The following is a 16,090-nucleotide window of genomic DNA, read 5'->3' on the forward strand; positions in this document are numbered from 1 at the left end:
CCGTTCATGTAGCGCTTGTTGCCGAAAACGTTGGCGGTGCCCCAAAGAAGCTTGATGCCGGTCTGACCCATACGCTCAAGAGCGTAGTCGGTGATCGCAGACATACGAGACTCGTACTCGGAGATCGTAGAGCCCTCGTCGACAAGGTCTACGTCGTGGAAGCAGAAATACTCGATACCGAGCTTGCCCATTATCTCGAAGCCGGCGTCAAGCTTGTCCTTGGCACGCTGCAAGGCATCGTCGGAATTGTCCCACTCGTAGCTGCGGGTCTGACCGCCGAACTGGTCACCGGACGCGCCGCAAAGGGTGTGCCACCAGGCCATCGAGAAACGAAGCCAGTCTTTCATCTTCTTACCCATTACCAACCTCTCGGGATCATAGTAATGGAAAGCCATCACGTTCTTACTCTCGGGACCTTCGAAAGGAATCTTACCGATCGAAGGGAAATACTCTTTTGACATAATATAAATGTTTATTGTTGTTATTGAAATCGTTCGCAAATTTAAAATATCCCGACTGTCTGCATTCACATACGGCCTACATTGCTTTCACATCCGTATCATACCCGCAAAACCATGTTCCGGCATCACAGTCTGACACTTGTTTTCCTGCCGTCATAGCTCACGGTCTTACGGACACCGTCCTGAGTGACCACCGTGAACTTGCGCTTTTGCAGCATGCCGGCATACGCTCCCTTGCGCTTGCCTATGGTAAGCCTTCGAGACGCATTGTTCCATGTCACGGGAATTTCGGTATACGCACCCTTTTCATAATTGTAATTATCAAACTCATCCTCATATATCGTGAACTCACCGTCGGCTCCCGTATATACACGGAGTTCGAGGTTGTCCCACGCTTTCTCTCCGGAATACTGCACATCGGGACCTATCGGCACTATGCCTCCGGCCCTGACGTAAAGCGGAATGATGTCGATGGTTGTCGTCTTGGATATTTCCTTGCCACCCTCATGACGCTCGTTTGTCCAGAAATCATACCAGACAGTGCCGGCAGGAAGATATACCTTGGAATTATGCGGCTTGGTGAAATCGGCCTGCACGTTGCTCTCCACTTTCTTCCCGTCACGGTTCCACCCGTCGGTCTCATTGACATTCACCGCCACCTCTGGAGTATAGTGAGCCTCCAACACCGGTGCCACGAGGATGGAGCGGCCGAACATATACTCGTCGTTCATGTCCCACACATTGCGGTCACCGGCAAAATCCATCACCAAAGCGCGCATGAAGCTGCCTCGGCGGTGGCATACGTCCCACGAAGTGGAATATATATAAGGCAGAAGCGAGTAGCGCAGACGTATGGTCTTCTCGATAGCGTCATACACCGGCTCTCCTTTCTTGCCGAACTGGTATATCTCCCGCGGAGCATCGGCGCCGTGGGAACGCATCATCGGATTGAAAGCGCCAAACTGCAGCCAACGCACATACAGTTCCCGGAACATGGGATTGCTCGTCGCCTTGCCGTCGGCATAGCTCTTGTTGTAATGGCCGCAGAAGAAACCGCCAATATCACTGTTGTAGTTAGGATTGCCGGCGAGCGTGAAGTTAAGGCCGGCAGGAACCTGCTTGCGCAATGTCTCCCACGACGAACTTACATCGCCCGACCATACATTGGCACCGTAGCGCTGCTGTCCGGCAAAGCCGCTGCGGGTGAGTATCATCACACGCTTGTCTGAAGTGACGGCGCGCTGGTGGTCGTACACGCCTCCGACAGTCATCAGCGGATATGCGTTGCGCACCTTGCGGAACGAGCCCATATAGGTCTTGGTGTCGAAGTCTGACGGTTTGAAGTCGAGATGGTCCGGCTCCGTGGAGTCCATCCACCATCCGTCCATACCGTATTTGAAAATACCGTCGTTCAGATATTTCCAATATATGTCTCTGGCCTCCGGATTATAAGCGTCGTACACCCTAACGCCGGAAGGGTAATTCCTGTCCGGGGGCCATGAGTCGACTCCCGACTGGGGCCACGTTCCGAAATTGAAAAGCATGTTCTTGCCGTCAAGTTCACGGTAAGGCCGTGTGGCCGGACCGAACGAAGACCAGATGGATATCATCACACGGCCGTTCATCGCATGGATGTCATCCATCATTTTCTGCGGGTTGCGGAACAGGGGATTCTGGAAATCCATGGCATTCCACAGATAATTGTGCCCCCAGTACTGCCAATCCTGGATGACACAGTCTATCGGCACGTTCAACTCCCGGTATTTTTTCAATACCCCCACTATCTCATCCTGACTCTTATACCGCTCCTTGCTCTGCATGTATCCGTATGCCCACAGAGGTATCATAGGCACGTCGCCCGTCAGGCGGCGCATCTTTGCCACCACTCCATCGGCATCTCCTCCATACATGAAATAATAATCTATGCAGTCGCCGACCTCCGAACGGAAAGCAGTCTCTTTGTCCGTGTCGATGAAATCGGTGGGAGAATAGTTGTCCCAATATATGCCATAACCCTTGACCGACTGTACAAACGGTATGAAATCTTCAACATTCCCCTGCACCATACGCTTGGTCTGGCCGCGCTGCGACATCTTGCCGTTCTGCAGAATACCCAGTCCGTACAGCGGTTCGTCCTTGTCAAGCCCGAACGCCTGTTTCACCGTGAAAGTATTGTTTCCCGCATCGTCGAACTCCTTGAACGACGGCTGTCCCTGCTCGGCGAGCAGACGGCTGCCGTCCGGAGCATAAAAGGTCACGATGCCTGTCTCGGTATTGAAAGCCACTTCCATGGCCGAGGTTCTCAAACGCACATCGCTCCCGTTCTCTTTTATCGACAACCTGACTTTCTCGGGTTCTTCAACAACCGCAAGGCTCTTTTTCTCGAAAACCTTTCCTTGCGGCGACTTCAACACCCTTACCGTGGAAGCGTCGTAGAACTTCAATTCCACATCGGTAGAACCGACAACGGATTTAATCCCGCCATCCGTAAGCTGATATGTCTGTGCGTACACAGCCGAACCACAAAACATCATCGCTATAAAAAACAACTTTTCACCAATCCTCATAGATTAACAGTATTTATAGTTATACTGCAAAAGTAGACATTTAAAAAGACATTTGTCAATCATACTCAATAAAACTTAACCAATGAAACCACGGAATAAATATATGAAACAAAAATAAAAACACAAAAAGACAAATACGCCATATTTGAATGCCCCAAAAATCATTAGGTAATCAACTGAAATGAAACAAACCTTCCCATAGGGCCCTATCATCAACCAATATCCACAGCCCCGACAACAACACAGCGGAAAGTACGGGACATACAATCCGCAAAAGACGGGACATAAAGCCCATCACCATCAATAAATGAATAACAGGCAAGACAACCGCAAGGATACGTAAGCGGCAAAAAAAAGAAATAAAGTCGAGGACAAAAAAACAAGGGCGCTCCCTATCCCGTATACACCGACAAGGATGTAAACGGAAAAGAAGCGCCCTCGATTTACGAAATCACTGCCAAAGGAAGGATACCAAACCGAGACCGGTATTCAAGCCGCAAGACAGGGAACCGAAATACAATTCTAATTATATCGACATATCAAAACAATGACAAAACACTATTCGCCTATTACCAACTGGAATGGAGACAACGGCAATTCGTTCTTTCCATAAGCGTTCGCGCGTATGGGATTGTTCTTCCATGCGTAACGGACAGACTTCGGGGACTTTAAGGAAGACTTTATTGTTATAGTGCTTCCGTCGGCCACTGCCTCGGCATTATGATACCTGCCGTCGGCACCGGCAAGCTCAAATTCATAAAGAGTTCCCGGCTTAAGTTGCTGATCGAGTGTGAGAACGACATTGCCTTCCTTTACTTCCGAAGATATCACTTCGGGAGACAGCTTTACCTTCGGATCGAAGAGCATCTTCTCGAAACCCAGCGCGGCACGCTGAGCGACCTCGCGCTTGCGGAGCGGATGTATATCCACCGCCTCGCCGAGATCTATAGCCACGGCAAGCTCAGTGTTAGGAACATGCTTCGCTGTGAGACGCTGAGCCTCACGGACCCACGACCATCCGCTGTCTTGCGGCTTATCGCTCGGCTCCATGAAGTTGGCAAGCTGCACCACAACGAACGGCATATCGGAATCGTTCCACAACTGGCGCCAGTTTTCAATAAGCTTGGTCAGCATACTCTCGTATATCTGGCCGTCACCCGTATTCGACTCGCCCTGATACCACACAACGCCCGAAACGGGATAAGGGGCAAGAGGGTAAATCATCGCATTATAAAGCGTAATCGGCAGATAATGGACATTTATCTCACTATTGTGGCATCTGGGCATACGGGCACCCTCACGGACACTCCACTGCTCGGACAAAGGTATCTCGACACCGTCTTCAAAAATGAGCTTATACGGCTTATCCTTTATGAAATGCGGATTTCCGCCCTTGGTAATGAAACGCACCGTCAAAGCGTTGTCGCCCTCACGCAACAGTCCCGCCGGCACATTATAGCGGCGCGGGGGATACTGGTAGCCGGTCTCTCCGACCTTTTGCCCGTTGACATACGTATAGTCTTGGTCGTACAACGTTCCAACCAGAAGACGCGCCGGTTTTCCGGCATGAGCGGCGTCAACCTTTATGTGCTGGCGAACCCAGAACGAACCCATATAACTGCGCTCGCCGGTAAGATTGTCGTACTGGTTTTTCTTGATCCACTTGCTGTCGTCATAACCGAGAGCCGTGAAGTCTTCGCTCATTCCAGGGTCTGTCTCGTTCATGACCTCGAACCAACGCTGATTGGCCAACTGATTGGCACGCATCTGCGACCTTATCATCTCATCGTTCTGATAAAGCAGCGAACGGCGGTATTCCATAGGGAAATTGTTCTTCATCGTGTCGGCGGATATCCATGACTGGATAGGCGTACCGCCCCAACTGTCGGCTATGATACCCTGCGGCACCTTCGTCTTCTCATACATCTCGCGGGCAAGGAAATAGCCTATCGCAGAAAAATTCCATGCGTTTTCCTTTGTGACGGGTTTCCATGACGTAGGCCGCACATCTCTCTTGGGTCCGTGTATCGCCGTCTCGTTATGCACATGGAACAGACGTATGTCATTATTGGAATAAGAATCAATGTCTGTCGTATACTGTGGATAGACGCGCTCTACCTGCAAATCCATGTTAGACTGCCCCGAACAGAGCCACACATCGCCTACAAGCACATCTTTTATCTCAAGGTCATTGACCCGGATTACATAAGGACCGCCTGCTTTCTGCTTGGGCAACCTGACACGCCAGTTACCATCTCCGTCAGCCGAAGTCTCATAAACTTTTTTTCGGAATGTAACCGTGACTTTCTCTCCCTTGTCGGCCTTGCCCCATATTATCACAGGTTTGCCTCGCTGGACCACCATGCCTGACTGGAACAACTGCGGCATGACAACCTTGGCACTCACGCAGAAAGAAAAGCAGAGTGCCGTAACAACTGATAAAATAAACTTTATTTTCATACGCTCGGATATATTTTCTTCTCCACAAAATTATATGTTTTACTTTAATAAAAAGCCCTTTTAAACACAAGAAGATCAGCCCGTGAAACAAATAAGAAAACTTATGTGACGTATGCAATCGGATTAAGTAAAAAAAAGACACTATCTTTGTAAGCGGAAAATTTAAAAGACATAACTTACAATGGAAAAACAAATCTCACAAAAAGTATCATTGGGAGAAAAAATAGGCTACTCACTTGGTGATGCATCAGCAAACCTTGTCTTCCAGATGATGATGATTTTCCAGCTGAAATTCTATACGGACGTTTTCGGGCTGGACGGGGCAATAGCAGGAAGCGTATTGCTCATCGCACGCGTAGTGGACGCATTTGTGGATCCCGCAGTGGGAATACTCAGCGACCGCACACAGACAAGATGGGGAAAATACAGGCCTTGGGTGTTATGGACCGCCCTGCCGTTCGCGGTGTTCTACGTATTGGCGTTCTATAATCCCGGAATAGAAGATAAAGGACTCGTGGCTACCTATGCCACCATATCATACATATTATTAATGGCGATGTACTCTTTCAACAACACTCCGTACTCTTCTTTAGGAGGAGTGATGACCGGAGACATCAAGGAACGTACCAGCATAACGTCAATAAGATTTGTGGCAGCCACAATAGCACAGTTCGTTGTGCAAGGACTGACACTGCCTCTTGTCAACAAGTTCGGCAAAGGAGACCTTCAGCACGGATGGCTGTGCACGATCAGCCTGTTTGCCATAATCGCGTTTGTCTTCCTTATCATCGCATTCCTCTCATCCAGAGAGCGAATACAGCCGCCCAAGACACAAAAAGTAAGTATAAAAGATGACATCAAAGGCACGGTTTCCAACATTCCATGGCGTGCGATGTTCGTACTGACGCTTTTCGTGTTCATAACACTGGCCATGTGGGGCTCGGCGATGAACTTCTATTTCCAATACAACGTAAACCAGCTTTCGTTATATGAATTCCTTGCAGACTTCGGACTGACCGACCCCGGATATGAAAAAACGGGCGTAATGGCAACCGTATTGGGCGCATTCAACCTGATAGCACATGAAGAAGGAGACGCTTTCGCGATAGGCTTCTCGCTTTTCAACATGGTGGGAGCATTGGTACAGTTCATCGGAGTGATTTGCCTGTCGGGCTATCTGGCAAACAAATACGGCAAGAAGAAGACATTTATAGTATGTCTCTCGCTGACCGCCCTGTTCACGGCGATGTTCTATCTACCTCAACCGTCAGACGTAGGGTTTATGTTTGTACTGTGCATATTGAAGTCATTGGCATACGCCCCGACAGTGCCATTGCTCTGGGCGATGATTGGCGACGTGGCCGACCATGTGGAATATGTGAACCACAGACGTGCGACAGGCTTCTGTTTCTCCGGAGTGGTATTTGCGCTTAAAGCAGGATTAGGCATCGGAGGAGCTTTTGCAGGATTGATACTTTCCGCTTTCGGATATGTGTCGGGTAACGCCGCTTCACAATCAGAGACGGCAATGGAAGGCATACGCCTTGTCTCTTCTATCGTACCTGCCGTATTATTCGGTATCGGTGTAGTGGCGTTATTCTTCTACCCGATAACCAAGGAATTCAATGAGAATATGCAAGCCGAACTTTCCGTGAGGCGTAAAAACCAATAAGAAATAATCTTACATTAGAATGAACAAATCAATAGGTATTAATTATGAAAACAGCAAGAATTTTTATCAGTAGTTTAGTAGTTGTAGTATCCTCGTTCGCAGCGTATGCGCAACAAGGAATGAAGGAGACCGTGGGGCAGTACTGCCTCATCGGTTCCTCCCTCAATCAAAGGCAGTCGGACGGGCTTGATGCAGCGGCATCAGCCATTGTCCGCACGCATTTCAACACGGCAGTGGCGGAAAACTGCATGAAAAGCGGGCCGCTTCAGCCAGAGGAAGGACGTTTCGACTTCCGCGCGGCGGATAATTTTGTGGATTATTGCGAACAGAACGGCCTGAAAGCGATTGGCCACTGCCTCGTATGGCACTCACAGGCTCCAGGTTGGTTCTTTAAAGGCAAAGACGGACAGCAAGTGACTCGTGAAGAACTCATCAAGAGAATAAAAGCGCATATACATACGGTTGTGGGACGATACAAAGGAAGAATTCACGGATGGGATGTTGTAAACGAAGCTATCGAAGATAATGGAACGTTCCGTAAATCTCCATTCTACAACATAATAGGCGAAGAATTTATCGACATCGCTTTCCAGGCGGCACATGAAGCTGACCCCGACGCTGAACTTTACTACAATGACTATTCGATGTCGCAGAAAGGAAAGCGCGAAACGACATGCAAACTGGTAAAGCATCTCAAGGAAAAAGGACTGAGAATAGACGGTGTAGGCATGCAAAGCCACAACGGACTTGACTATCCCAACGTGGACGAATACGAGAAATCGCTTTTAGCTTTTGCCGACTGCGGAGTGAAAGTAATGATTACGGAGTTGGACTTCAATGTGCTACCAAATCCGAAGGGCTTTGGCGGTGCGGCTGTGGAACAGAACTTCGACTATCAGAAGAAATACAACCCATACACCAACGGACTTCCGAAAGACAAGGCAAAGGAACTGAACGAAAGGATATTTGAATTTTTCAAGATTTATTATCGCCACCGTGATAAGATATCAAGAATAAACCTTTGGGGTATCAGCGATGCAAATTCGTGGCTCAACGGCTGGCCCGTGCCCGGCCGCACCAACTATCCCCTGCTCTTCGACCGTGATTATAAAGCAAAACCTGTAGTAGAAGATATCATAAAACTATATAGCAAATGAAACAGCCAAGATATTTATTTCCGAGTGACTATATGGCCGACCCATCAGCCAATGTGTTCAACGACCGCTTATATATATACCCCAGCCATGACTGGGACAGCGGCGCGGCAGAAGATGACGATGGAGGGCATTTCGAAATGAAAGATTATCATGTACTGTCACTTGATGACGTTGAAAAAGGAGAAGTCACGGACCACGGCCAAATACTATGCGTAGACGATGTGGAATGGGTAGGCCGTCAGATGTGGGACAACGACGTGGCGGAACGTGACGGAAAGTACTACCTGATTTATTCCGCAAAAGACAAGAATGATATATTCCACCTCGGAGTGGCAGTATCAGACGCCCCACACGGCCCGTTCGTTGCTCAACAGGATCCGATCAGGGGGTCATATTCTATCGACCCGTGCGCATTTAAGGATGATGACGGTGAGATATATGTATATTTCGGCGGTCTGTGGGGCGGACAGCTCCAGCGTTACCGCGACAACAAGGCACTTGAAAGCGCACACCTGCCGGAAGGAGACGAGACTGCCCTGCCATCACGTGTAGCACGAATGAGCAAGGATATGCTCCAATTTGCCGAAGAGCCGAAACCGATAATTATCATAGACAAAGACGGTAATCCGCTGAAAGCAAATGACCCGCACCGTTTCTTTGAGGCATCATGGATGCACAAGTACAACGGTAAATACTATTTCTCATACTCAACAGGAGATTCTCATCTGTTGTGCTATGCCATAGGTGACAATCCTTACGGACCGTTCACGTTCCAAGGAGTAATCCTTGAACCCGTTGTCGGCTGGACCACACACCACAGCATCGTGAAATACAAAGGAGAATGGTATCTGTTCTATCATGACTGCGTTCCATCGGGAGATATTACATGGCTGCGTTCTCTAAAAGTACAGAAACTATACTACAATGAAGATGGCACCATTAAACCGGTGATCAACAATTGACGTATATTAAAAATTAAATCAGTAATCAACAATTGACGTATATTAAAAGAAGATATCTATGAACAAATATCATATTCTCACGACTGTTGCTACAGTTTTTTTCTCTTTCATGAATTCGGCGGCACAAGAGCTTAATATGCCAATCATACAGACCAAATATACCGCTGATCCCGCCCCAATGGTGCACAATGACACGATATATCTGTACACTACTCATGACGAAAACGACGCGGAAGGATTTCACATGAAAGATTGGCTGCTTTATACTTCCACAGACATGGTGAACTGGCAAGACCGCGGAGCCGTCGCCTCTTTGAAAGATTTCGAGTGGTATAAAGGCAACAACGGAGCATGGGCCGAGCAGGTAATAGAACGTGACGGGAAATGGTATATGTACTGCCCGATACACGGACATGGCATAGGTGTTCTCGTGGCCGATTCTCCTTACGGACCGTTCAAAGACCCGATAGGCAAACCTTTGGTATGGCAGAAAGAACATTGGGACGACATTGACCCTACTGTATTCATTGATGATGACGGCCAGGCATATATGTACTGGGGCAATCCAAACACATACTACGTGAAACTCAACAAAGACATGATTTCATATTCAGGTGAGATTGTCCGGATACCGCACATCAAAGACTATCAGGAAGGGCCGTGGTGCTACAAGCGTAACGGACATTACTATATGGCATTTGCATCCACCTGCTGTCCGGAAGGAATCGGTTATGCCATGAGCAAGTCACCGACCGGCCCATGGGAATATAAAGGCCACATCATGAACCACACAAGCCGCACACGCGGAAACCACCCTGGTATCATCGACTACAAAGGCAAATCATATTGTTTTGGACTGAATTACGATGTGTTCCGTCTCGAAACAGGCCGTCATGCGGAACGCAGATCGGTCTCTGCCGCAGAGATGACGTACAATGCCGATGGAACCATTCAGGAGCTCCCTTACTTCCTCGACTGTAAATTGGAGCAGATAGAGCCGTTCAATCCTTTCAGGAAAGTAGAGGCCGAAACAATGGCATGGGGATACGGTTTGGAAACGGTAACGAAAAACCCATGGGGCAAAGATCGGTGGAATCAACTCGTAACCGGAATAGACGACGGGGAATACATCATGGTGAAAGGAGTGGATTTCGCCAAAGGAGCCTCTGTATTCAAGATAAGCGCATCCTGCCACCTATACGGCGGCACAATAGAGATACGCCTTGACGCCACAGACGGGAAAATGATAGGCAGCGTTAATATAGCAAACACCAAGTCGGAACTGAAGGTATTTGAGACGGATATAAAGAGTGCCACCGGCCTGCATGATCTTTACTTCGTGTTCAAAGGCTCTACCAAACAAAGCAAGAACCTGTTTAATCTCGACTGGTGGGAATTCAAATAACAATGTCCTGAAACTAAAACAAAAGGTATTTGCCCAATAACAAAAGAATATCCTTTTAACAAATTCAATTCAAATGCAGAAAAAAAGTCTGTTGTGCACCATATCATTACTACTGTTCAACCTTGCTGTCATGGCAGAGGACGGCAGTAAACTATGGATGCGATACAAACCGTACAATACCGCCAAAGTAACAATTCACTCGAAATCGGCTACCGCCGAGATAGCAAAAAAAGAACTGGAACAATACTATGACGGTAAATCAGTTGCACTGAATATTGACAAATCGCTGCCGACAAACGGAAGTTATGTCATTTCCGGAACGCAGAATGATAAAAAAATCAGCGCCGGAAGCGACATCGGACTACTCTATGGAGCTTACGCATTGCTTCGGAACGATATGACACAAGGAGTAAATCAACCAGCATTCGGGTTACGTATACTCAATCATTGGGACAATCTCGACAGTTCGATAGAACGCGGATATGCGGGACCAAGCATTTTTTGGAACAAAGAAATGCGCCTTGATACAGCACGTATACACGAATATGCAAGGGCAAATGCTTCCATTGGAATAAACGGAACGGTTCTGAACAACGTGAACGCATCTCCAAAAATGCTTTCACGCCCTTATCTATTGAAGGTAAAACAAATCGCTGACATTCTGCGCCCTTACGGCATACGCGTATATCTATCGGTCAACTTCGCATCACCTATGAGACTCGGCGGATTGAGAACAGCTGACCCTTTGAATACCGGAGTACGTCAATGGTGGAAGAAAAAGGCTAAAGAGATATATCGTGAGGTACCTGATTTCGGCGGTTTTCTTGTTAAAGCCAATTCCGAAGGTCAACCCGGCCCCGGAGATTACGGCCGCAGTCACAGCGACGGAGCAAACATGCTCGCCGATGCCGTTGCCCCATTCGGAGGCACTATCATCTGGCGCAGTTTCGTATACGGTGCCAACCATAAAGGTGAAGACAGGGTAAAACAAGCCGTATCGGAGTTCGAATCTTGTGACGGTAAGTTCAGAAAAAATGTTATTTTGCAGTCAAAGAACGGCCCACTCGACTTCCAGCCGCGTGAACCGTACGCACCGATATTCGACAGAATGCAGAAGACCCCGCAGATAGCTGAACTCCAAATCACACAGGAATATCTCGGACAATCCAATCACCTGGTATATCTCGCACCCATGTGGAAAGAGTTTTTCTCTTTCGTCAACCCTAAAAAACTCATTGGCATAGCCGGAGTCGCCAACATCGGCGACGATGCGAATTGGTGCGGCCATCATTTTGCGCAGGCAAACTGGTATGCGTTCGGACGCTTGGCATGGAATCCCGACTTGTCGTCACGCAATATCGCAGAAGAATGGCTCGAACAAACATTCGTCCGCGACGAAGCCATTCTGTCGATGATGCTCCGCTCACGTGAAGCATGTGTTGACTACATGATGCCCCTCGGACTGCACCACATCTTTAAGTTCGACCATCACTACGGACCAGAACCTGACGGTTTTAAGGCCGATTATCCGTTGGAATGGTGCCCTGTGTACTACCATCAGGCAGACTCGGCAGGCGTAGGATTCGACAGAAGCACCAAAGGTACGGGAGCTACAGCGCAGTACCCGACACCGTACTGCACCATATATGACAGTTTGACGACATGTCCGGAACGTTATCTGCTATGGTTCCACCATGTACCATGGACCTACCGCACACTGAGCGGACGAACACTATGGGACGAAATGCAGTACAGATATAATCGCGGAGTGAAAGAAGTAGAGGACTTTGCCTCTATATGGCAAGAGTCAAAAAAACTAATAGACCCGCAAAGATGGCAGGAAGTAAACGAAAAACTAAGTATACAGCTTAAAGATGCCAAGGAATGGCGCGACACCTGTCTGGACTATTTCAGCAAGTTCGCGACCAAATAAAGTTTATCACTAAGTTTATCCACAATGATAATAAATGTGCGTTTAGGAGAAGCATTTCTCCTAAACGCACATTTATTATATCATCATTGAGCAAACCTACTTGCTCAATTCATTTTAAATACTTGCCTTACTTTGAAATCACAACTTCAACAAAGCGTCACGACATTGCTCCATAAGCCATTTCGGTGTGCTCGTGGCCCCACATATACCAACAGTACTTATTCCTTCAAGCCACTCAGGCCTTATCTCTTCCGGCCCCTCTATAAGATGACTGTTTCCGTTTACCCTCAGACATTCGTTGAAAAGCACCTTCCCATTACTGCTTTTCCTGCCGCAAACAAAAAGAATAAGGTCATGGCGTGTGGCAAAAGTACTTATATTAGGCATTCTGTTGGCCACTTGCCGGCAGATAGTATCAAAACTGCGAAACTCCGCAACGGGCGATATATGGCTCTGTATATACTCTGTTATCTTATGAAACTCATCGAGTGACTTTGTCGTTTGCGAATAAAGGTATATATCACGCATGAAATCAAGACGCTTCACATCATCAAACTGCTCTATCACAATGGCGTGACTCTCCGTCTGTCCTACCAACCCGAGCACTTCCGCATGTCCGTTTTTTCCGAATATAACAATCTGCGGGGCGGCCGCAACCTGCCGTCCGGACGAGGCCTCATGACGCACTTCACTCCTACTCCGCTCCATCACACCGCCGGTTTCCTCTTCACCGGTTTCCACAAAAGCCTTTGCCTCTCCTGCCTTTTCATACTGTTTCTTTATCCTGCGTTGCAATTGCAGCACCACAGGACAAGTAGCGTCAATGATTTCTATATTGTTTCTTCGAGCCAACTCATACGTCTCCGGCGGTTCTCCGTGTGCCCTGAGCAGTACTTTCACATCGTGCAGGTTGCGCATCTCATCATGATTGATGGTTATCAGCCCCATCTTTCTCAGGCGCTCACATTCCATGCCGTTATGCACGATATCACCAAGGCAATATAACGTCTTTCCCTCGGCCAACTCCTCTTCGGCTTTGCTGATAGCCGTTGTCACTCCGAAGCAGAACCCGCTGCCTTTGTCTATCTCTATCTGAAGCATAATCAAAATAAGCGTTGAACAATTATTGCTAATCAAAGATTCCTTACCACGGTTAATCAATCATTCATATACCATGGCCACCATTCCTCTTTCACCGTCTCATGGCACACCACAGAACAGATGTCTGTCTGAAAGTCATTTTCTCAACACATCGAAATACATGTCAAGCAAGTCTTTCGCGGCGGTAAAACTCGTTTTCTCTCCGTCAAGCACTATACGCTCAGACTCTTTCAAACGCGACCGAACAAGCGGATTGTTGTAGAAATTGTTACGCAGATGCTCATTTATGCTCTCATACATCCAGTATTTGCTTTGTTCGTTACGGCGATAGTCGAAATATCCGTTTGCCTTGACAAAATCAATATATTCATACACCATATCCCATATTTCCTTGATGCCGATACCATAAAAACCACTGTAACACAACACCTTCGGTGTCCACCCGCTTTCCGGCATGGGGAAGAAATGCAACGCATTGCGGAAACTCGTGGCCGCAAGTTTGCACTTATCCACGTTCTCTCCGTCGCATTTGTTTATCACAATCCCGTCGCTTATCTCCATTATTCCCCTCTTTATGCCTTGTAACTCATCGCCCGTTCCGGCAAGTTGGATAAGCAAAAAGAAGTCCACCATTGAGTGACAGGCTGTCTCGCTCTGCCCCACTCCCACAGTCTCTACGAATATTTTATCAAATCCGGCAGCCTCACAGAGTATTATTGTCTCTCGGGTCTTACGTGCCACACCGCCAAGCGAGCCTGCCGACGGGCTGGGACGGATAAACGATTTGGGGTGCTGGGCGAGTTTTTCCATTCGCGTCTTGTCGCCAAGTATGCTTCCTTTCGAGCGTTCCGAACTGGGGTCTATGGCCAGCACGGCAAGCTTTCCGCCATACGTGTCGAGCACATGGACGCCAAACTCGTCTATACTTGTAGACTTACCCGCGCCCGGCACACCGCTTATTCCCACACGTATCGAATTGCCGCTATGCGGCAGACATTTCTCTATCACTTCCTGAGCCTTTGCCACATGGTCGGGGTTTACGCTTTCGACAAGTGTCACCGCCTGACTGAGCACCGTCACATCACCGCGTATTATTCCGTCAACCATCTCGGCTACTGAAAGTTCGCGGCGTCGGAAACGGTTGCGCTTCAAGTACGGATTTACTATCGACGGCTGCTCCACGCCTCCATTGACCGTCAGTCCTTTGTATTCTTCGTTATTCTCCGGATGCTCCATAGTTCACAATCAATCATTCATAATCGGTAAATAAATATAATATCTATCTGTCACAACAGAAATACGGACCGCTAATCGTTCTTTATCCTCACCTCTATTGCCACCTTCGGTTTGTCCGGGTCATTGGTAATCATCAGCACACGGGGCTTCGAGCGCAACTTTTTCAGTTCGTCGCGCTGGGCCGTTATTTTCAGTTTGGTTGTCTCTCCCGCTGCTATCTCACGCTTTCCGAGCGTGACTTTCAATCCCGATGTAAACATTTGCAGCGATGTTATCTTCAAAGCAGTGCGCCCGTTATTTGTTATCACTATCTCTTCCGTCTTCTTCGACTTGCCGTCAAAGGCTATATCGAGAGTCTCGGCCGACAGCTTCATCTTCGGTGCATACTGCCGCTGTGCGCCCGTCATACCTGTGAAATCGGGCAAAAGCACTGCCGACACTGTTATCTCATTGTCATTACTGATCTTCTCGCCTATGTTACGAGCCAAGTAAACAGATGTCTGGGTAAGACCGAAATCATGCAGTTTTGCCGAGTTCAGCATCACCTCTATCTTCCCTGAGCGTCCCGGTGCCAACCGTTCCGGGGTCACCACTGCCGAGAGATAGGGCGGCAGGTGCATCATATTCGGCGTAAACACCTTTGTCCCCGCATTCATGATATATATATCCTGCACCGGGTTATCGCCCTTGTTCACATCGTCAAACTCTATTTCATTACGGTCGGTGAGCAGTTCGCCTATCGCGAAAGGATAAGACGCGGAGTAATCTTTCAGATCTTCCACCACCACTCCTTTCATGTTGAGATATACCGGTTGCCTGCTTCCGTTACTGACTATTCGAACACTCTTGTCGAAGTGTCCGAGTTGGCGGGAATCGTATGTCAGTCTGAGCGTGAACTTGTCTCCCGCCGGAATGTCCTCTGTCGGATATTCCACTTTCGTGCATCCGCAGCCGGCTTTCACTTCCGTTATTTTCAGTTTTCTAATCCCCTTGTTGCGAAGTTCGAACGTTGCGGTCACAGGCTTCTCGTATGCCACCTTTCCACAGTCCACCGTCTTCTTCGCTACCGTCAGTCTCTGCGCCGCCACAGGCATGGCAGCCAACAGCAACAGTTGTGTTATTATCGTTTTCATTTC

Annotated in this window: 10 protein-coding genes and 1 pseudogene; 5 read left to right on the forward strand and 6 right to left on the reverse strand. The window is 48.2% G+C overall.

Going from position 1 to position 16,090, the window contains the following annotated elements:
- The 3 genes and pseudogenes from HPS53_RS07415 to HPS53_RS07425 all read right to left on the reverse strand — a co-directional run.
- Nucleotides 1-464 (reverse strand): annotated as a pseudogene (locus HPS53_RS07415) (xylose isomerase); the annotation flags it as partial.
- A gap of 122 nt (nucleotides 465-586) precedes the next feature.
- Nucleotides 587-3,028 (reverse strand): TIM-barrel domain-containing protein, encoded by a 2,442-nt coding sequence (locus HPS53_RS07420; RefSeq protein WP_172205437.1) that lies wholly within the window; start codon nucleotides 3,026-3,028, stop codon nucleotides 587-589.
- A 558-nt stretch (nucleotides 3,029-3,586) separates the two neighbouring features.
- On the reverse strand, nucleotides 3,587-5,488 hold the full coding sequence (locus HPS53_RS07425; RefSeq protein WP_172205439.1) for a sialate O-acetylesterase: 1,902 nt from the start codon (nucleotides 5,486-5,488) through the stop codon (nucleotides 3,587-3,589).
- Nucleotides 5,489-5,669: 181 nt separating this feature from the next.
- Between HPS53_RS07425 and HPS53_RS07430 the strand changes: the two genes are divergently transcribed.
- The 5 genes from HPS53_RS07430 (at nucleotide 5,670) to HPS53_RS07450 (ending at nucleotide 12,617) form a co-directional block, all read left to right on the forward strand.
- A complete protein-coding gene (locus HPS53_RS07430; RefSeq protein ID WP_172205441.1) occupies nucleotides 5,670-7,160 on the forward strand; it encodes an MFS transporter in 1,491 nt (496 codons plus the stop codon).
- A 44-nt stretch (nucleotides 7,161-7,204) separates the two neighbouring features.
- Entirely contained in the window at nucleotides 7,205-8,317 is a 1,113-nt protein-coding gene (locus HPS53_RS07435; protein ID WP_172205443.1) for an endo-1,4-beta-xylanase, read from the forward strand.
- On the forward strand, nucleotides 8,314-9,279 hold the full coding sequence (locus HPS53_RS07440; RefSeq protein ID WP_104370019.1) for a glycoside hydrolase family 43 protein: 966 nt from the start codon (nucleotides 8,314-8,316) through the stop codon (nucleotides 9,277-9,279). Before HPS53_RS07435 ends, HPS53_RS07440 begins: the two co-directional genes overlap by 4 nt.
- Before the next feature lie 109 nt (nucleotides 9,280-9,388).
- Nucleotides 9,389-10,684 carry a glycoside hydrolase family 43 protein gene (locus HPS53_RS07445; RefSeq protein WP_233210270.1) on the forward strand — a complete coding sequence of 432 codons (1,296 nt, stop codon included), beginning with the start codon at nucleotides 9,389-9,391 and terminating at the stop codon, nucleotides 10,682-10,684.
- Nucleotides 10,685-10,757: 73 nt separating this feature from the next.
- Nucleotides 10,758-12,617 (forward strand): alpha-glucuronidase, encoded by a 1,860-nt coding sequence (locus HPS53_RS07450; RefSeq protein ID WP_172205445.1) that lies wholly within the window; start codon nucleotides 10,758-10,760, stop codon nucleotides 12,615-12,617.
- 138 nt (nucleotides 12,618-12,755) lie between these two features.
- On the opposite strand, the gene HPS53_RS07455 is transcribed toward HPS53_RS07450, so the two are convergent.
- From HPS53_RS07455 to HPS53_RS07465, 3 genes are all read right to left on the reverse strand, one after another.
- Nucleotides 12,756-13,718, reverse strand: coding sequence for a 4-hydroxy-3-methylbut-2-enyl diphosphate reductase (locus HPS53_RS07455; protein WP_172205446.1), 963 nt, complete (start codon nucleotides 13,716-13,718; stop codon nucleotides 12,756-12,758).
- 135 nt (nucleotides 13,719-13,853) lie between these two features.
- On the reverse strand, nucleotides 13,854-14,954 hold the full coding sequence (gene meaB, locus HPS53_RS07460) for a methylmalonyl Co-A mutase-associated GTPase MeaB (RefSeq protein ID WP_104370016.1): 1,101 nt from the start codon (nucleotides 14,952-14,954) through the stop codon (nucleotides 13,854-13,856).
- A 71-nt stretch (nucleotides 14,955-15,025) separates the two neighbouring features.
- Nucleotides 15,026-16,087 carry a DUF1573 domain-containing protein gene (locus HPS53_RS07465; protein ID WP_253942845.1) on the reverse strand — a complete coding sequence of 354 codons (1,062 nt, stop codon included), beginning with the start codon at nucleotides 16,085-16,087 and terminating at the stop codon, nucleotides 15,026-15,028.
- Between the last annotated feature and the right edge of the window lie 3 nt (nucleotides 16,088-16,090).

Origin of the sequence: Prevotella sp. PTAC (assembly GCF_013166535.1) — a bacterium.
In the GTDB taxonomy this organism is placed as follows: Bacteria; Bacteroidota; Bacteroidia; order Bacteroidales; family Bacteroidaceae; genus Prevotella.

Bases quoted from the DNA above. Each gene is read 5' to 3' on its own strand.
- HPS53_RS07420 (WP_172205437.1), bottom strand. From the start codon at position 3,028: ATGAGGATTGGTGAAAAGTTGTTTTTTATAGCGATGATGTTTTGTGGT.
- HPS53_RS07425 (WP_172205439.1), bottom strand. From the start codon at position 5,488: ATGAAAATAAAGTTTATTTTATCAGTTGTTACGGCACTCTGCTTTTCT.
- HPS53_RS07430 (WP_172205441.1), top strand. From the start codon at position 5,670: ATGGAAAAACAAATCTCACAAAAAGTATCATTGGGAGAAAAAATAGGC.
- HPS53_RS07435 (WP_172205443.1), top strand. From the start codon at position 7,205: ATGAAAACAGCAAGAATTTTTATCAGTAGTTTAGTAGTTGTAGTATCC.
- HPS53_RS07440 (WP_104370019.1), top strand. From the start codon at position 8,314: ATGAAACAGCCAAGATATTTATTTCCGAGTGACTATATGGCCGACCCA.
- HPS53_RS07445 (WP_233210270.1), top strand. From the start codon at position 9,389: ATGAATTCGGCGGCACAAGAGCTTAATATGCCAATCATACAGACCAAA.
- HPS53_RS07450 (WP_172205445.1), top strand. From the start codon at position 10,758: ATGCAGAAAAAAAGTCTGTTGTGCACCATATCATTACTACTGTTCAAC.
- HPS53_RS07455 (WP_172205446.1), bottom strand. From the start codon at position 13,718: ATGCTTCAGATAGAGATAGACAAAGGCAGCGGGTTCTGCTTCGGAGTG.
- meaB (WP_104370016.1), bottom strand. From the start codon at position 14,954: ATGGAGCATCCGGAGAATAACGAAGAATACAAAGGACTGACGGTCAAT.
- HPS53_RS07465 (WP_253942845.1), bottom strand. From the start codon at position 16,087: ATGAAAACGATAATAACACAACTGTTGCTGTTGGCTGCCATGCCTGTG.